We start from the raw sequence: 17,039 nt of genomic DNA on the forward strand, positions 1-17,039 counted from the left end.
GGTCCTCCCAGACGCATTTCAGGCGACCCGAGACGCGGATCGTCCCCACGGCCCGTTTTTCGGGCGGCCCTGCGTGAAGCGCGGGTCACATATGCGTTATCGCAAGGGGGCGGCTGGTCAACCGGTAAAGCGATCGTGAACGGCGCGATCAACATGGGTGCGTGCGGAGTGGCCCCAAAAACGACGAAGGGCGCGGCCAGCGCCGCGCCCTTCGCCCGTCAGGCCGGTGCGAGGTCGGTCAGTGCGCGTGCGCGCCCGAGGCACCGATTCCGGTCTCGGACCTCACGAACTGGGCCTCGAAGGCCGCGCGCTCGCGCTGGGCGCGCCGCGACCTGTCCATCAGGGACACGATCCAGATCGTCGCGAAGGCCAGCGGCATCGAGAACAGCGCCGGGTTGTCGTAGGGGAAGAGCGGGACGGGATTGCCCAGCGTCGTCACCCAGACGGCCTTCGACAGAACCACCATGATGACCGCTGCGAGCAGGCCGACGAGGCCGCCGGCCAGCGCGCCCCAGGTCGTGGTGCCCCGCCACAGGATCGACATGGCCAGAACCGGGAAGTTGCAGCTTGCCGCCACCGCGAAGGCGAGGCCGACCATGAAGGCCACGTTCTGGTTCTCGAACACGTAGCCGAGAACGATCGCCACGATTCCGATCACCACGGCCGAGATCTTCGACAGGTTGACCTCGTGCTTCTCGGTGGTCCGCCCGCGGGCGATCACCTGGGCGTAGAGGTCGTGGCTGATCGCCGAGGCGCCCGCGAGCGTCAGGCCGGCCACCACCGCCAGGATGGTGGCGAAGGCCACGGCGGAGATGAACCCGAGGAAGTACGGGCCGCCCACCGCGTTGGCGAGGTTGACCGCCACCATGTTGGTGCCGCCGATCATGTCCTTCAGCTTGTCGAAGGTGCCGGCAGCGCCGAGCTTGAAGTAGCTCGGATCCGACATCAGCAGCGCGATACCGCCGAAGCCGATGATGAAGGTCAGGATGTAGAAGTAGCCGATCAGGCCGGTGGCGTAGAACACCGACTTGCGCGCGGCCTGGGCGTCCGAGACCGTGAAGAACCGCATCAGGATGTGCGGCAGGCCGGCGGTTCCGAACATCAGGCCGACGCCGAGGGAAATCGCCTCGACCGGGTTCGACACGAGGCCGCCCGGCGCCATGATGGCGTCGCCCTTCGGATGGACCTGCACGGCGTTCGCGAACAGCACCTCGGGGTTGAAGCCGTACTTGTAGAGGACCGCGCCGGCCATGAAGGTGGCGCCGCCGAGCAGAAGGCAGGCCTTGATCACCTGCACCCACGTGGTCGCCTTCATGCCGCCGAAGGCGACGTAGACGATCATCAGGACGCCGACGATGATCACCGCGTAGAGATAGGGCAGGCCGAACAGGAGCTGGATCAGCTTTCCGGCCCCGACCATCTGGGCGATCAGGTAGAAGGCCACCACCACCAGGGTGCCCACCGCCGAGATGATGCGGATCGCGGTCTGGTCGAGGCGGAAGCTCGCCACGTCGGCGAAGGTGAACTTGCCGAGGTTGCGCAGGCGCTCCGCGATCAGGAACAGCACGATCGGCCAGCCGACGAGGAAGCCCGTGGAGTAGATCAGCCCGTCGAAGCCCGAGGTGTAGACGAGGCCCGAGATGCCGAGGAACGAGGCCGCCGACATGTAGTCGCCGGCGATCGCCAGGGAGTTCGTGCCCGCCGAGATGCCGCCGCCGGCGGCATAGAAGTCGGCGGCCGACTTCGTGCCCATGGCCGCCTTGTAGGTGATGCCAAGCGTCATCAGCACGAAGAACAGGAACATGAGGATCGCCGGCCAGTTCGTGGCCGATTGCTGCACGGCGCCCAGATCCGGGCCGGCGGCGTAGGCCGCGCTGGCGGCCAAAGTGGCGAGCGTCAAGCCGAGGAGGAGGCGGTTCATCGGGCCACGCTCCGCTTGAGGGCGTCGCTCAGGGCGTCGAAGCGCGTGTTGGCGCGGGCCACGTAGATCCCCGTGAGCGCGAAGGCGAAGAGGATCACGAACACGCCCATGAACAGGCCCAGGGATGCGGTGCCGCCGACCTTCACGGCGAGCAGCGACTTGTCGAAGGCGATCAGGCCGATGAAGCCGAAATAGACGACCAGCATCAGGATCGTCAGGATCCAGCCGAAGCGGGTGCGCTCGGCTACGAGCTGCTGAAATTCCGGGGTCCGGACGATCCGCTCGATCTGCGGATCCACCTCCGTGCCGCGTGTACCTGTGCCCGGGGGCGCGGTGCGCCCTCGGAGGTCGAGTGTCCTGCCGCTCATGGCTGTTCCTCCCGCGAGGGCTCCGGCGCCCTCCGGTTCTTCCCGGTGATGGTTCGTGGTTCTTGTTGGAGGCGGACGCCGGACCGGCATCCACCCCAGCGGATTCAGATCCGGCGATCCGGGCCGATCAGGCCCGGTTCTGCCGGTTCTCGATCAGGTCGTCGACGACGGCCGGCTCGGCCAGGGTCGAGGTGTCGCCCAGGGAGCCGAAATCGTCCTCGGCGATCTTGCGCAGGATGCGGCGCATGATCTTGCCGGACCGGGTCTTGGGCAGGCCCGGCGCGAACTGGATCAGGTCGGGCGAGGCGATCGGCCCGATATCCTTGCGGACCCAGGTCACCAGTTCCTTGCGGAGGGCGTCGTCGCCCTCCTCGCCGTCATTCAGGGTGACGTAGGCGTAGATGCCCTGACCCTTCACGTTGTGGGGGTAGCCCACCACCGCGGCCTCGGCGACCTTGGGATGCGCCACCAGCGAGGATTCGACCTCGGCGGTGCCCATGCGGTGACCCGAGACGTTGATGACGTCATCGACCCGGCCGGTGATCCAGTAATAGCCGTCCGCATCCCGCCGGGCGCCGTCGCCGGTGAAGTATTTGCCCGGATAGGTCGAGAAGTAGGTCTGCTCGAAGCGCTCGTGATCGCCATAGACCGTGCGCATCTGGCCCGGCCAGGAATCGGCGATGCACAGGTTGCCTTCGCAGGGACCCTGCAGGACCTTGCCTTCGGCGTCTACCATCTCGGGCCTCACGCCGAAGAACGGACGAGTGGCCGAGCCCGGCTTGAGGGCGGTGGCGCCCGGCAGCGGGGTGATCAGGATGCCGCCGGTCTCGGTCTGCCACCACGTGTCGACGATCGAGCAGCGCTGATCGCCGACGACGTTGTAGTACCATTCCCAGGCTTCCGGATTGATCGGCTCGCCGACCGAGCCGAGCACACGCAGGGATTGCCGCGACGTCTTCTTCACCGGCCCCTCGCCGCCGCCCATCAGGGAGCGGATCGCGGTCGGCGCGGTGTAGAAGATGTTGACCTTGTGCTTGTCGATCACTTCCCAGAAGCGGGACGTCGACGGATAGGTCGGGATGCCCTCGAACATCAGCGTGGTCGCGCCGTTCGCGAGCGGGCCGTAGACGATGTAGCTGTGGCCCGTGACCCAGCCGACATCGGCCGTGCACCAGTACACATCGCCGGGGCGGTAATCGAAGACGTATTCGTGCGTCATCGAGGCGTAGACGAGATAACCGGCCGTGGTGTGGACCACGCCCTTCGGTTGTCCGGTCGAACCCGATGTGTAGAGGATGAACAGCGGGTGCTCGGCCTCCACGGCCTCGGCGGGGCATTCGTCGGTCACCTGCTCGGCGGCCTCGTCGTAGTAGACGTCGCGTCCCGCCTCCATGGCGACGCTGCCCCCGGTGCGGCGCACGACGATGACGTGGTCGACGAGGTCCGAATCGAGGCGCTTGATCGCCTCGTCGACATTGGCCTTCAGCGGAACCTTGCGACCGCCGCGCAGGCCCTCGTCGGCGGTGATCACCATCCTCGAGCCGCAGCCCTGGATCCGCGAGGCCAGCGAGTCGGGGGAGAAGCCACCGAACACGATGGCGTGGATCGCCCCGAGCCGGGCACAGGCGAGCATCGCGTAGGCCGCTTCCGGGATCATCGGCATGTAGAGCGTAACCCGATCGCCCTTGCCGACGCCGCGATTGCGCAGGACGTTGGCCATCCGGCAGACCTGGGCATGCAGCTCCCGGTAGCTGATGTGCTTGGACTCGTCCGGGTTGTCACCTTCCCAGATGATCGCGGTCTGGTCGCCGCGGGTCTCGAGATGTCGGTCGATGCAATTGTAGGCGACGTTGGTCGTGCCGTCCTCGAACCACTTGATCGAGACCTGCCCGGGTTCGAAACTGGTGTTCTTGACCTTCGTGAACGGTGTCATCCAGTCGATGCGTTTGCCGTGCTCGCCCCAGAACGCATCCGGATCGGCCACCGACGCCGCGTACATCTCTTGGTATGCGGCATCGTCGACGTGAGCACCCTCACGCCACGCGGCCTGCACCTCGATCACCTTGCCTTCCATGGCGTCCATCCCTGTTTTGGTGCCCGATCGTATCGCGGTCTCCGCCGCGCAGCCAGGACTTCCAAAGTAACGTAGCCTACATCCAACGATGACGATATCATCGCGGTTTCGAGCGTGCGCTGCTCAATTCCCGTAAGTAAATTGAGCACAATGTAAGGGCTGATTGGGGCCTCGGTGCTGCGCTGTCAAGCGCGGTCGGCAGGCCCTGCGATCACCCGCCGGCCCGATGTCTCCGGCCGCGGCCGGAATCGCGAATCCGCCGACATTTTCGCCCGTTCCAGGCGGCTTCGGGCGGTCCTGCGACGGGGACCGGAAACCGCCGAGGCGGCCACCGTCAATGCGCGCGCTGCGATCGGGAGCGGCAGCGGTCTTCGATCCGTCGAGGCGGCACCTGCGGCGCCGATCTCGGGCAGAGGGCGGTCCGTCCGCCTGATCGAGACATCCCGTATCGGTGTCGTCGCGTGGGGCGGTTCGGCTCCGTCCCATCGCGAAGGCTATCGGGCGGCGCTTCAGCCGTTCGCAACCCGCCGCGTCGGTATGATGATTTCCACGAGGGTGCCGTCCTCCGGGCGTGCCGAGAGCTGGAGGCGGCCCCCATTAGCCTCCACCAGCGCACGCGGCAGCGCCAGCCCGTCCTCGACATCACCCGTCGGCGCGTCGGTCCGCGGTGCGGCCCCGGCTCCGGTGCCGCGCACCCGCAGGGCGACGGTCGCCCGCTCGGTCGAACCTGTGGACACGATGATCTGGCCGCCGGCGGACGAGCGGCGGATCGCATTCTCGATCACCAGGGAGGCTGCACGGCTCACCGAAAGCTCGTCGGCCTCCAGATCGCCGAGGTCGGTAGAGAAGCTCGTCCGCACCACGATCCGGCCCCGCGCCGCCTCTCCCTGAAGCCGGGCGACACAGCCGGCCACGACGTCGTTGAGATCGATGGCGCGGGGCTCAAGCCGCAACGCGCCCGCCTCGACGGCGGCGAGGTCCAGAAGTTGCCCGACGCGTTCCAGCATCGTCTCGCCCGAGGCCCTGATCTCGGCGAGGCACCGCCTGTAGCGCGCGTCGCCGAGGGGACCGAACGGCTCCTTCAGCATCGCGTCGACGAGGTGGACCATGCCGGTCACGGGTTCCCGGACGGCGCTGCCCAACCGTGCGAGGGCTCCGCTGCGGACCGTTGCGGATCCCGGGCCGGCATCTCCGCCAAGGTCGCCGAACCTGCGACCGCCGCTTTCCAGAAGCGCCACGCGTCGCCCGTCCGACCGTGCTGCCGTGACGGCGAGCGAGACGGGCGCACCGGTGAGAAGCACGGCCTGCTGCCCCGGAACCGCGCCGCGCAGGGCGTCGGCGACCGCCGGCACGCTTTCCCGGTCGAACAGGGCGACGAAGCTGTTGCCGACGACCTCGCGCGCTTCGCAGGCGAACAGGTCGGCGGCTGCGCGGTTGATCGCGACGATGCGCCCGACACCATCGATCGTGACAACACCAGTTTCCAGCGCATCCAGCGCTGCCTCGGCGCCGGCCGTTCGCTCGATCTGCGCCGCGCGGGCAAGTCGCTCGGCCGTGAGCGCGTCCGCGACATCGGCCTCCTCGACGGGACGCACGATCAGGCACGCAGCGGCTTCGCCCGCCCAGGTGACGGTGCCCGCCTGCAGTTCCACCGGGCGTACACCCCCCTCGACCGTTGCGATCGTCGTCCGGCGCGAGGACGTATCGAGCTCCAGCGCCGGCGAAAGGCCCGGGAGCAGCCCGGAGAGCCCCGTGCGGGCGAGGCTCCGCAGATCGGGATGACCGGCGAGGTCCAGCAATCGGCGATTGGCCGCGACAATCGTACCGGCGCGAGTGACGAGCATGGGCAGCGGTAGCCCGGCGAGGAATTCCGCTTCCGGAGCCGGTTCCGCGTCGGTGCTTGGCTCGACGTCCGCGACGATCGGCGGTGCGCCCACCGCGTCGGCGGCCGCACGTGTTTCCGCGGCTTGCACCTGTGGAGCGGGGAACGGCATCACAGCACCGCCCTCGGTCTTCGCCGCCTGTGCCCCAGCATCAGCCTCGTCGCCGGCATAGCGCGCGCCCAGCGCCCGGGCGATTTCCCGGAAGGCGGCATGCTCGTCGTTCGACAGCGGCACCGCGACCGATTCGGCATCGCCGGCGACCGACTCGCGAACCTCCGTCGGTCGGAGCGCGGCCACCACCGCCGGGACGATCTCCACCGATGATTTCCGGGGTTCCGCTGGCACCTGGATCGGCGTACCGGGCTGTGCCGGCGCGGCGCTCATGGCCGGGGCGCTTCGAATCAGCCCGAATCCGCCGAATCCGGAGAAGGCGGCGTCGCCCCGGCCGAGGGGGGCGCCGGACAGATCGACCCGGAACGGCCCGGCGCCGACATCGATCACCGCCGGCTCGCCGCGGAAGGTGCGCCGATCGCGCAGGGCCGCCAGAACGGCGTCGGCGCCGGTGATGCGTCCGCCCTCGGCCAGATCCTGCCAGCGCTGCCCGACCAACCCTGCAAGCCACTCAGGTCCGCTGAGCGTGGTGACGACGCCGGCGGCATCGATCCGCCACAGGAAGCGGTCGCCGCGCTGGACGGGCGACTCCTGTGAGGCGGGTGCATGCACCGGTGGCGTGAGTGTCTCGGAACCGGATTCGCCCGAGCGGTCGGAGCGGGAGGTGCGCAAGGACGTCACCGGCGCGGTCGGCACGAGGAGGATCGCGGGCCGGCCATCGGCCTGCTCGCCGCGAGCCAGCCAGCAGAGCACCGGCGGGGAGATCCGCCGGGGATCCAGGCGGAGACGGGCGAGGCGCGGCGCGGCGTCGGCCGCGACGGCGGTCGCCACCTGCCGGATCAAGCCGGCGAGGGTTGAGCCGGTCATCGCCGCGGCCAGAGGCGTCGCCGCCTCGGACGCGTGGAGGATCGACCCGGCCGTGGGATCGATCACGAGATGGATGGACCCACGCAGCGACAGGCCGCCGGCGAGGGCCGGCAGCCGCTCCCAGGCCGCGTAGGCGGTTGCCAGCCCGGGCTGGGCTGCACCGGCCGTCCGTGTCACTGTCGTCTCCAAAGCCCGCGACCTCGAACCCGTACGCTATCCTGACCCGTCGTAAGCCCGCTCTGCCCGAGAAAGGCCCACGACCGAAGCCCTATTGTAAACTCCCGGGCGCCGCGACGCTGGACTCTGGGAGCAACCGTCACACGTTTACGGTATGTCAACCTTAACGCCATGAGCGCGGGTGGCATATGGTGGCGAATCAGTTATTGTGCGCCGCACAACGCGCCATCCACAGGCCAAGCAAGAGAGGAGACGACGCATGAGCAATCCCCCGAATTATGAGGTCCCGGCCGAAATGCGCGATTTCGCCGAGAAGAGTGTCGAGCAGGCCCGTAAGGCGTTCGACAGCTTCATCGGCGCGGCCCGCCGCACCGCCGACACCGTCCAGGGCTCGGCCGAAGTGGCCCGCTCCAATGCCCTCGACGCATCCTCGCGCGGTTTCGAGTATGCCGAGCAGAACGTGAACGCTGCGTTCGACCTCGCGCAGAAGATGGTGCGCGCCAAGGACATGCAGGAGGCCATGCAGCACCAGGCCGAGTTCGTCCGCAGCCAGTTCGCCGCCATCCAGGCGCAGGCCAAGGAGTTCAGCGGCCTCGCGCAGAGCGCCATGCAGCAGGGTGCGGAGCGCGCCAAGTCGGCCATGCAGCAGGGTGCCGACGAGGCCCGCAAGGCGATGGAGCAGGGCCAGGACGCCGCCAAGCAGACCGCTCAGAACGCCCAGGACGCTGCCGAGCGCGCCACGCACTGAAGCGCATCGGACGACGTCGCTGCGGCGGCCCGCTCCCGGACTCCGGGGCGGGCCGTCTCGTTTTCGCCGGTATTGCCGTCGAGAGCCGCGGCGCGGACAGGTTGGAGCCGCGCCGAGCGAAGGATTCAGGAATGCGCCTCACTGTTTCCGGCCGATCCGGCCTGCGTGGAACGCTCCGCTGGACGGTCGCCGCGCTGGCCCTCGCGACTTTGCTGCCGACCTGCGCGGCGCAGGCGCAGTATTACGACGATCCCGGCTATGACGGTGGATACCGTCCGGCCCCGCGGCGTGCGCAGCGCGCGCCCGTCGGCTTCAACTGCGACGCCGTCCAACAGGGAATCACCGGGCCGAAGCCGTTCTCCTGTCCGCTGCCAGGACCGCGACCCCTCGGGGCGCGCTGCTTCTGCGATATGCCGATCGCGTCGTTCAGCCCGCCTCAGACAGCCGTCGGGCGCGTCGTCCCGTAACGCGACAGAACGCGCACCCGGTTTGGGTGACGCGGCCCGCGCGGCAGTTCACGTCCCGGCCCGCGGTGCCCGCGGGCCGGAGGTGGGCGCTCAGTTCAGAACGACGACCTTGGCGCCGACCTTCACGCGCTCGTAAAGATCGGTGACGTCGTCGTTGGTCATCCGGATGCAGCCCGAGGACACCGCCTGACCGATCGTGTCCGGCTCGTTGGAGCCGTGGATGCGGTACTCGGTGTGGCCGATGTACATGGCGCGCGCACCGAGGGGGTTCTCGATCCCGCCGGCCATGTAACGCGGCAGGTCGGGGCGGCGGGCGATCATGGCCTTCGGCGGGGTCCACGACGGCCATTCGCGCTTGGCCGTGATCGTGTTGCTGCCGCTCCAGCTGAAGCCCGGACGGCCGACGCCGACGCCGTAGCGCAGGGCCTGGCCGTTGCCGAGGACGTAGTACAGGCGCCGCTCGGCCGTGGAGACCACGATGGTGCCCGGCGTGTAGGGCGCGTTGAACGCCACGACCTCACGGGGGATCGGCTGCACCTGAGCCTGCGGCGCGGCCTGCACGCCCTGGCCGTAGCCCGGGGCATAAGTACCCTGGTAACCGTACTGTCCCTGATCGGAGTAGTACTCGTCGGCATTGTCGGTCCCGAAGGGATCGTACGACGAAGCCGCGAGCGCAGGCGTCGCGGCAAGAACAGACACGCCGAGGAGTGCGGCGAGTGCGGTGACCGTGGTCTTCATGGGTGGCCTGCCTGTGCAATAACCTTTGCCATTACAAGCGTGAGCATAGGCAGGCAGTTCCATTCGGCCGCCGAGAATTTGCGTCCCGGCGGAATACGCAGGATGGCTCGGCCGTATGGGCCGGCGCTCAGGTCACCTCGTCGGTGTGGACGTCGAACCGGGCGAGGTGCGCGTAGCCGAAATTCGTCGAAATCGCGCAGTCGGTGGCGTCGCGGCCGCGTGCCATGACGATGCGGCCGATGCGGGGGCGGTTGTGCCGCGCGTCGAACGTGTACCAGCGCGGGCCGTCCGGCCCTTCGAGGAAGACCTCGAACCAGGCGGAGAAGTCCATCGGCGCCGGGTCCTTCGGCACGCCGATGTCGCCGAGATAGCCGGTGGCGTAGCGGGCCGGGATGTTCATGCACCGGCACAGGGCGATCGCCAGATGGGCGAAATCCCGGCACACGCCCTCGCGCTGCATGAAGGCGTCGTGCGCACTTCGGGTCGCGTCGGCGCGCTGGTAGTCGAAGCGGATCCGCTCGTGGGTGTAGTCTACGATCGCCTGGACCCGCGCCCAGCCCTCCTGTGTGTTCCCGAACAGCGACCAGGCCGTCTGCGACAGCCGGTCGGTGTCGCAGTAGCGCGAGCCGAGCAGGAACAGCAGCGCCGCGTCCGGCAGATCCTGCACGGGGATCTGGCGCGCCTCCGGCACGACCGGATCGGGCAGGCCGGAATCCTGGACCGTGAAATCGGCCGAAATCGTCAGCAGCCCCGGCGGCGCGACGATTCGGTGGCAGATGTTGTCGAAATCGTCCCGGTACTCGTGCGCCGTCAATGGCGGATCGAACACGAGATGATGCGGCGTCAGAACATCGGGCATCCGCGAATGGTGGACGCTGAGCATCAGGACCATCGGTGTCGGCTGCGACAACGTGAAGGCGATATCGAAACCGGTCCTGATCTTCATCGCGGCCACCTTGCTCTTTCGCCTTCCGCGCAGGCTCGCCGCGCGTGTTCCTGATCCCCGGGTCTCAACGCGCCAGAAGCGGCGGCGACCCCCATGCGGTCTGAGCAGCGGCCCCGTCCTGTTCGATCACGTCGACCTCGACGCGCATGCCCAGATCGTCGCTGGCGAGACCGAAGAAGGACCCGTGCAGCGGTACGGCCTGCGCGGGGTCGCGGGTCACCGCGACGCGGATGAGATCGCGGTTGCCGACGATGCCGTTGGTGGGGTCGAACTCCACCCAGCCGGCGCCCGGGAGATAGACTTGCAGCCACGCGTGGGTGGAACCGCCGCCCACGTGCCGGGCACGGTCGTTCCGCGGGTTGTAGAGGTAGCCGGAGACGAACCGAGCCGCCATGCCGAGCGCCCGCACGCCCTCCATCATCAGCACCGCGAAGTCCCGACAGGAGCCACGCTTGCTGCGCAGGGTGGTCAGGGGATCCTGCACGCCCTTCTCGGAGCGGGCCAGATAGGTGAAGTTCGCCCGCACGCTGCGGGTCATGGCGGCCAGCAACTCCAGCGTGGGGATGCGGCCCTGCTCCGGCAGAAAGCTCCGCGCCCAGGCATCGACTTCGTGGCGCGAATCGCGCCACTGCCGCTCGATCGATCGGGCTAGGTCCGGCATGTCCTCGGCGCCGTATCCGAACGGATAGTGGGTCGCGTGGGGTGCGAGCGGGAAGTCGGGGGCGTGTTCCGGGGTATGTTCGAGGGTGATGCTGCAATCGAAGGTCAGCGTCTCGGCGCGCGTCTCGAAGGTCGTCACCGCCACGCAGTTCCCGAACACGTCGAACAGCCAGCGCAGGGTCGCGGGCGCGGGGGTGACGTCGAGGGTCGCCTCGATCAGCCGCTGATCGTAACTGTCGCGCGGCCGGAACATGATCCGGTGCTCGCCGAAGGCGACCGGACGCCGGTACCGGTAGACCGTTCGGTGGCGGACGGAAAGGATCGGCAACTCTGCAGGCTCCGGGCTCGCGCCGACGCGGTCATCGGCAATGCAAGGGCTAGGCCCAATTGCGCGGACGAGACGCGCGGATGCTGCAGGACCGACCGTCCGCGGTGCTCTTCGCAGAGCCTGGCGCGCCGGGCCGTGCGCGACGGTCGGCCCGGATCGAAAGAGACGTCACGCACAGTCGGGGACTTCTTGAGTGCGCCTTCAGAGCACCGGCGGAGCCGGCTCGGCGGCGGCGCGCTCGGCCTCGACCAGCACGTCGAAGGCGCGCCAGGGCTTGGCGATGAAGACGGCCTCGGCCGGCAGTTCCGGGCGCGACAAACCATGGCCGGAGGTCACCACCAGCCGCGCCCGGGGCCACAGCGTCGACACCGCACGGGCCAGCTGGAGGCCGTCCATTCGGCCGGCCAGCCGGACATCGGCGAAGACCAGCGCCACGTCGCCGCCGCGCGCCTGCAGGACCAAGAGGGCAGCCTCGGCGCTGTCGCAGCCGACGACGTCCAGCTCCGTCTCCTCCAGAAGGGTTTCGGCCAGGGCGCGGATCTCGGGATCATCCTCGACAACGAGGGCGAGGCGCGGCGGGACGGCCTCGGCCGCCGTTTCGCGCGAAATCTGCTGCACGGAATCCCCGCCGTCGGTCTGGCGGACCCGACGGACCAGGGAGGCGAGATGCTCGGGCACGCCCTCGGAGACGAGATTATCGTAGAATGACGCGAGTGTCCGGCCGATTTCATCGAGCGGAATACCAAGCGAAAGCGTATCAGTGAGCGGCAGGGGCGCGCTCGTCTCGTGCTTCTTCAAGGACTCCCCCCGAAGTCGAGTGTCACGCCGGCCGAGGACGCGGCGCTTGAGGAGGAAAGTCGGCAATCCGCCGCTGGTTGCGCGAGGCGTCCGGAATCCCACCGGCCCTCACTGAGCCGTTACTGCGTGGCGAGGCCGGAATCGGCATCCGCGTAGGCCATGATCCCGGAGACCGCGCGGACGTTCTGGTAGCGTGTCCCGCGCGTGCTCATCATTGCCTCGAACTTCTCGTGGACCTGGGCGACGGACAGGCTCAGCGGCTTGCGGTGGCGGCCGCGGCCGACGAAGCGCCCGGCGGCGAAGAAGATCGAGCGGTTGGCCCGGGCGGGACCCGGGAGGAGGGCGGCTGCGGCGGCGGCCGGCTTGTTGACGACGTTGGCGAGAAACTCCCCGGCATCATCAGGTCCGAGGAAGTGCGCCAGATAGACCTCGCCGAGGGTCAGCTCGCGGCCGATCCGCAGGGCGATGCGCGCGGCGTCGCGCTTCAGCATCTCGCCGGCCATCAAAGCCGACAGGTAGGGGTCGCGGCGCAGCTCCAGCACCCGGATGCGCTCGGCCGGATCGGCGATGATCGGCCGGTCGTTGCCATCGGCCGTGATCAGCGCGGCCTCCTTCTCCAGCCCGTACTTGGATCCGAAATCGCGGATCACGCCGAGCCATGTCCGCTCGATGAACTGGTAGAGGCCGGTGGCCGAAGAGGTCTTGGCCTGGACCGCGGTGACGAAGCTCGATTCCTTGTCGGCCACGGCCATCAGCAGCACCGGATCGGTCTGGACAGTCTGGGCGGCCCGCACGATCGTCTGCACGAGGTGGCGCCGGATCTTCATCGGGCCGAATTCCAGGATGTCGTTCGGGTCGCCGGCGGCGCTCTCCGAGAGCAGGAAGTCGTACGACACGCGGTCGACCGTGTTGGAGCCGATGTCGGTGTCGAGATCGTGCACGGCGGCGAAGCTGGCGGAGGCGCGCAGCGGCGTCTGCGCGAGATCCGTTGTGAGGGCGACGGTGTGGATGCGCGGCCGGGGCATCGCCGGTTCGGTGGCCGCTTCCGCGGTGGACACGGCCGGCGACAGGCCCACCTTGCCGAGGTCCACGCCCGATCCGATCAGGGCCGCGCTGAGACCGCCTGCGATGAGCGACATGGTGAGCAGCGAGCGGAACAGCGCAGGGCGACTGCCGTGGGCACGGCCCAGCATGGGCTGTGCGGCGATCACGTCGGCACGGCCGGAGCCGAACTGGCCCTGCTTGCCGGTGATGGTCCTCTGCGATCCGACCGTACGGCCTTGCATCGTTATCCCGACTCTCCACACGCCCTGATGGCGCCACGGATCGATCATCGCTTGACAGATGTGGCGACAACACGGCCGCGCTCGTGGCCGAGCTGCGGCGTCCCGGGGAGATTTCGGGGCAGGGCGCCCGTGACTCGCGCGGCATCCCTCCTTAAGAGGGCGCCATGCGGGTGCCACGCAGACGACGCGCGGCCGCCCAGTCCCCGTGTGTCCTGCCAGAGTCAGCCCCGATGAGCGGCGTCAACGAGATCCGGTCGACCTTCCTCGACTACTTCGCCAAGGCGGGGCACGAGGTCGTGCCCTCCTCGAGCCTCGTGCCGAAGAACGACCCGACGCTGATGTTCACGAACGCCGGCATGGTGCAGTTCAAGAACGTCTTCACCGGCGTCGAGAAGCGCGCCTACGACCGGGCGACGACCGCGCAGAAATGCGTGCGGGCCGGCGGCAAGCACAACGACCTTGACAATGTCGGGTACACGGCGCGCCACCACACGTTCTTCGAGATGCTCGGCAACTTCTCGTTCGGCGACTACTTCAAGGATCGCGCCATCGAGCTGGCTTGGACGCTGATCACCAAGGAATTCGGCCTGAAGGCCGACAAGCTCCTTGTCACCGTCTACGCCGACGACGACGAGGCCGCGGCCCTGTGGAAGAAGATCGCCGGGCTTCCCGAAGAGAAGATCATCCGGATCGGGAACTCCGACAATTTCTGGCAGATGGGCGATACCGGCCCCTGCGGCCCCTGCTCGGAGATCTTCATCGACCAGGGACCGGCGCTCCAGGGCGGCCCGCCGGGCTCTCCCGACGAGGACGGCGACCGGTTCCTGGAATTCTGGAACCTCGTGTTCATGCAGTACGAGCAGCTGGAGCCGGGTGCCCGCAACCCGCTGCCGCGGCCGTCGATCGACACCGGCATGGGCCTGGAGCGCATGGCGGCGATCCTCCAGGGTGTCCATTCGAACTATGACACCGATCTGTTCCGCGCCCTGATCGATGCGGTGGCGCACGCCGTCTCGCGGGCGCCGGAGCCCGCCACCATGGCCTCCTACCGGGTGATCGCCGATCACCTGCGCGCCGCGTCGTTCCTGGTGGCGGACGGCGTGCTGCCGGGCAACGAGGGTCGCGGCTACGTGCTGCGCCGGATCATGCGCCGCGCCATGCGTCATGCCGAGATCCTGGGCGCGCGGGAGCCCACGATGTACCGCCTCGTGCCGACGCTCGTGCGCGAGATGGGGCAGGCCTATCCGGAACTGATGCGGGCCGAGAGCCTGATCGGCGAGACCCTGAAGCTGGAGGAGACCCGGTTCCGGCGAACCCTCGAGCGCGGCCTGTCGATCCTCGACTCCGAGAGCCGCGACCTTCAGGCGGGCGACAAGCTCTCCGGCGAGACCGCGTTCACGCTCTACGACACCTACGGCTTCCCCCTCGACCTGACCCAGGACGCCCTCAAGGCCCGGGGAATCGGCGTCGATACGGACGCTTTCGCGGCGGCGATGCAGCGCCAGAAGCAGGCCGCCCGCGAGGCCTGGAAGGGCTCCGGCGACGCGGCCACCGAGACGGTGTGGTTCGGTTTGCGCGAGCGCGTCGGCGCCACCGAGTTCCTGGGCTACGAGACCGAGACCGCCGAGGGGATCGTCACGGCGCTCCTGCATGACGGCGCCGAGGTCAACGGCCTGGACGCTGGCCAGACCGGACTGATCCTGGTCAACCAGACGCCGTTCTACGCCGAGTCGGGCGGACAGGTCGGCGATGCCGGACTCATCCTCGCGCCGGGCGTTCGGGCGCGGGTGACCGACACCCAGAAGAAGCTCGGCGACCTGTTCGTCCACCACGTCACCGTGGAAGAGGGGCGCTTGAGTCTCGAACAGCCCGTGGAGCTGAGGGTCGACCACGCCCGTCGCCGGGCGATCCGGGCGAACCACTCCGCAACCCACCTCCTGCACGAGGCCCTGCGGCAGGTTCTGGGCGACCACGTCGCCCAGAAGGGTTCGCTGGTGAGCCCGGACCGCCTGCGCTTCGACATCAGCCATCCGAAGCCGATCGAGGCCGACGAACTCGCCCGGGTCGAGGATATCGCCAACGCGGTGCTGCTGCAGAACGCACCCGTGGTGACCAAGCTGATGGCGGTTGACGATGCCATCGCGTCCGGCGCCCGGGCGCTCTTCGGCGAGAAGTACGGCGACGAGGTCCGGGTGGTCTCGATGGGCCTGCCGGTCGGGTCCAACACCGGACAGGGGCGGCCAAAGAACTTCTCGGTGGAACTCTGCGGCGGCACTCACGCCGCGCGGACCGGCGATATCGGCGCGATCACCGTCGTGGGAGAGAGCGCCGTCGGCGCGGGTGTCCGCCGGATCGAGGCGCTGACGGCCGACGCGGCCCGCCGCCACCGCGCCGAGGAGGCCCGCACCCTGGCGGCGCTGGCCGGCATCCTCAAGGCGCCTGTCTCGGAGGCGCCCGACAGGCTCACGGCGCTGATGGAGGATCGGCGGCGCCTGGAGCGCGAGCTGGCTGAGACGCGCCGCAAGCTCGCCATGGGCGGTGAGGGCGGCCCGGGTTCCGGGGCTCAGCAGATCGAGGTCGGGGGAGTGGCGTTCCGACGCTCGGTGATCGAGGGGCTCGACATGCGCGACCTCAAGCCGATCGTCGACGAGGAGAAGAAGCGCCTGGGTTCCGGTATCGTGGCGGTGGTCGGCGTGGCGCCGGACGGCAAGGCGGGCCTCGTCGTGGGCGTGACCGACGACCTGACCGGTCGCTACGACGCCGTCGGGCTGGTCCGGGCCGGTGCCGGCGCGCTCGGGGGCAAGGGCGGCGGCGGCCGCCGCGACATGGCCCAGGCCGGTGGCCCGAACGGCGCCGGAGCCGAGGCTGCCCTCGATGCCATCGCCCAGGCTCTGACCGACGCCGCCTAAGTCACCCCGCGAAGCGGACGGCCGCATCCTCTCCGGTGCGGCCCGATGGTGACCGACGGGACCGGTGAGGTCCCGTCGCGCCCGGCTTCACGTTTTGCCGCCGCCCCCGCCGCCCTGTGGGGCCACCCGTGACGGCTGGTTGGCGTTGCCGGCGGCGGCCGAATTGTCGGAGGTCGTATCGGCCGCCCGGCCGGTCGGCGCGTCGGTGACCGCGGCATCGTTGCCGGTGGTGTCGCCCCGCTGGCTCATCACACCCGCCGCGGCCGGCGCCGGAGCGACCGGCCTCTTGACGCCCTGCGCAGCGGCCGGCGCGATGGTGGCAAGAGCGAGGCGGCGTTCGACCCGTCAGTGCACGCGCGTCCAGGTCTGCCGCTTGCAGAAGACGCTCATCACGCACCCTGAGACCTCGAGCGCGTTGGGACCCGTGAGCTTCAGGGACCCGGAATAGGTCTTGCCGTCATTCGGGTTGTAGAGGGAGCCCGAGAAGCCGCCGCCGTCGGGCTGGCGTGCGTCGAGGATCTGCACGCCCACGACGCTGCGGCTGCGCAGCGCCGGATCCGGATTCTTGGCGTCGAGCCCCTTTCCGGGCGCACTCACGATCGTACCGCAGAAGCCGCCCCCGCAGGGGATGACGCGGACGCGGGAGCTTCCGGTCTCCGTCAGCCAGAGCCCGGCCGGATCGGCCCCCAGAGCCGGGCCGCAGGCCGTGCCCGTCGCGAGCAGTGCCAACATCGTGCGACGCAGCCTCGAACCCATCC

At 69.1% G+C, this 17,039-nt stretch carries 14 protein-coding genes; 3 read left to right on the forward strand and 11 right to left on the reverse strand.

Translation table 11 applies throughout. From position 1 onward, the window contains the following. Nucleotides 1–238: 238 nt before the first annotated feature. The 4 genes from ACXJKQ_RS17410 to ACXJKQ_RS17425 all read right to left on the reverse strand — a co-directional run bounded on the left by ACXJKQ_RS17410 (nt 239) and on the right by ACXJKQ_RS17425 (nt 7,401). Nucleotides 239–1,921 carry a cation acetate symporter gene (locus ACXJKQ_RS17410; protein WP_457106988.1) on the reverse strand — a complete coding sequence of 561 codons (1,683 nt, stop codon included), beginning with the start codon at nt 1,919–1,921 and terminating at the stop codon, nt 239–241. After that, the gene (locus ACXJKQ_RS17415; protein ID WP_457106989.1) at nt 1,918–2,289 is read right to left on the reverse strand and encodes a DUF485 domain-containing protein; all 372 of its coding nucleotides are present in this window, start codon (nt 2,287–2,289) and stop codon (nt 1,918–1,920) included. The genes ACXJKQ_RS17410 and ACXJKQ_RS17415 overlap by 4 nt, the downstream gene beginning before the upstream one ends. Before the next feature lie 127 nt (nt 2,290–2,416). Next, a complete protein-coding gene (gene acs / locus ACXJKQ_RS17420) occupies nt 2,417–4,363 on the reverse strand; it encodes an acetate--CoA ligase (protein ID WP_457106990.1) in 1,947 nt (648 codons plus the stop codon). A 509-nt stretch (nt 4,364–4,872) separates the two neighbouring features. Next, nucleotides 4,873–7,401 (reverse strand): PAS domain-containing protein, encoded by a 2,529-nt coding sequence (locus ACXJKQ_RS17425; protein WP_457106991.1) that lies wholly within the window; start codon nt 7,399–7,401, stop codon nt 4,873–4,875. Nucleotides 7,402–7,660: 259 nt separating this feature from the next. Here ACXJKQ_RS17425 and ACXJKQ_RS17430 point away from each other — a divergent pair, with 259 nt between their 5' ends. Beyond that, the gene (locus ACXJKQ_RS17430) at nt 7,661–8,149 is read left to right on the forward strand and encodes a phasin (RefSeq protein ID WP_457106992.1); all 489 of its coding nucleotides are present in this window, start codon (nt 7,661–7,663) and stop codon (nt 8,147–8,149) included. A gap of 131 nt (nt 8,150–8,280) precedes the next feature. Next, complete coding sequence (locus ACXJKQ_RS17435) at nt 8,281–8,616, forward strand: hypothetical protein (protein ID WP_457106993.1); 336 nt, start codon at nt 8,281–8,283, stop codon at nt 8,614–8,616. A 90-nt stretch (nt 8,617–8,706) separates the two neighbouring features. Here the strand turns inward: ACXJKQ_RS17435 and ACXJKQ_RS17440 are convergent, their stop codons facing one another. The 5 genes from ACXJKQ_RS17440 to ACXJKQ_RS17460 form a co-directional block, all read right to left on the reverse strand. After that, nucleotides 8,707–9,354 carry a L,D-transpeptidase gene (locus tag ACXJKQ_RS17440; protein ID WP_457106994.1) on the reverse strand — a complete coding sequence of 216 codons (648 nt, stop codon included), beginning with the start codon at nt 9,352–9,354 and terminating at the stop codon, nt 8,707–8,709. Nucleotides 9,355–9,481: 127 nt separating this feature from the next. Then, entirely contained in the window at nt 9,482–10,300 is an 819-nt protein-coding gene (locus ACXJKQ_RS17445) for a transglutaminase-like domain-containing protein (protein WP_457106995.1), read from the reverse strand. A 64-nt stretch (nt 10,301–10,364) separates the two neighbouring features. Continuing rightward, the gene (locus tag ACXJKQ_RS17450) at nt 10,365–11,288 is read right to left on the reverse strand and encodes a transglutaminase family protein (protein ID WP_457106996.1); all 924 of its coding nucleotides are present in this window, start codon (nt 11,286–11,288) and stop codon (nt 10,365–10,367) included. Nucleotides 11,289–11,489: 201 nt separating this feature from the next. Then, complete coding sequence (locus ACXJKQ_RS17455) at nt 11,490–12,086, reverse strand: response regulator (RefSeq protein WP_457106997.1); 597 nt, start codon at nt 12,084–12,086, stop codon at nt 11,490–11,492. 119 nt (nt 12,087–12,205) lie between these two features. Next, the gene (locus ACXJKQ_RS17460) at nt 12,206–13,372 is read right to left on the reverse strand and encodes a transglycosylase SLT domain-containing protein (RefSeq protein WP_457106998.1); all 1,167 of its coding nucleotides are present in this window, start codon (nt 13,370–13,372) and stop codon (nt 12,206–12,208) included. A gap of 230 nt (nt 13,373–13,602) precedes the next feature. Between ACXJKQ_RS17460 and alaS the strand changes: the two genes are divergently transcribed. Next, complete coding sequence (gene alaS / locus ACXJKQ_RS17465) at nt 13,603–16,281, forward strand: alanine--tRNA ligase (RefSeq protein WP_457106999.1); 2,679 nt, start codon at nt 13,603–13,605, stop codon at nt 16,279–16,281. A gap of 87 nt (nt 16,282–16,368) precedes the next feature. On the opposite strand, the gene ACXJKQ_RS17470 is transcribed toward alaS, so the two are convergent. Further along, nucleotides 16,369–16,530, reverse strand: coding sequence for a hypothetical protein (locus ACXJKQ_RS17470; protein ID WP_457107000.1), 162 nt, complete (start codon nt 16,528–16,530; stop codon nt 16,369–16,371). 96 nt (nt 16,531–16,626) lie between these two features. After that, entirely contained in the window at nt 16,627–17,037 is a 411-nt protein-coding gene (locus tag ACXJKQ_RS17475) for a DUF2147 domain-containing protein (protein ID WP_457107001.1), read from the reverse strand. Nucleotides 17,038–17,039: the final 2 nt, after the last annotated feature.

The organism is Methylobacterium sp. P5_C11 (genome assembly GCF_054049775.1).

What these genes read in the sequence shown, in the direction of transcription:
- ACXJKQ_RS17440 (WP_457106994.1), bottom strand. Translation starts at nt 9,354, where the DNA reads ATGAAGACCACGGTCACCGCACTCGCCGCACTCCTCGGCGTGTCTGTT.
- ACXJKQ_RS17470 (WP_457107000.1), bottom strand. Translation starts at nt 16,530, where the DNA reads ATGAGCCAGCGGGGCGACACCACCGGCAACGATGCCGCGGTCACCGAC.
- ACXJKQ_RS17415 (WP_457106989.1), bottom strand. Translation starts at nt 2,289, where the DNA reads ATGAGCGGCAGGACACTCGACCTCCGAGGGCGCACCGCGCCCCCGGGC.
- ACXJKQ_RS17460 (WP_457106998.1), bottom strand. Translation starts at nt 13,372, where the DNA reads ATGCAAGGCCGTACGGTCGGATCGCAGAGGACCATCACCGGCAAGCAG.
- ACXJKQ_RS17435 (WP_457106993.1), top strand. Translation starts at nt 8,281, where the DNA reads ATGCGCCTCACTGTTTCCGGCCGATCCGGCCTGCGTGGAACGCTCCGC.
- alaS (WP_457106999.1), top strand. Translation starts at nt 13,603, where the DNA reads ATGAGCGGCGTCAACGAGATCCGGTCGACCTTCCTCGACTACTTCGCC.
- ACXJKQ_RS17475 (WP_457107001.1), bottom strand. Translation starts at nt 17,037, where the DNA reads ATGGGTTCGAGGCTGCGTCGCACGATGTTGGCACTGCTCGCGACGGGC.
- ACXJKQ_RS17410 (WP_457106988.1), bottom strand. Translation starts at nt 1,921, where the DNA reads ATGAACCGCCTCCTCCTCGGCTTGACGCTCGCCACTTTGGCCGCCAGC.
- ACXJKQ_RS17445 (WP_457106995.1), bottom strand. Translation starts at nt 10,300, where the DNA reads ATGAAGATCAGGACCGGTTTCGATATCGCCTTCACGTTGTCGCAGCCG.
- ACXJKQ_RS17430 (WP_457106992.1), top strand. Translation starts at nt 7,661, where the DNA reads ATGAGCAATCCCCCGAATTATGAGGTCCCGGCCGAAATGCGCGATTTC.
- acs (WP_457106990.1), bottom strand. Translation starts at nt 4,363, where the DNA reads ATGGAAGGCAAGGTGATCGAGGTGCAGGCCGCGTGGCGTGAGGGTGCT.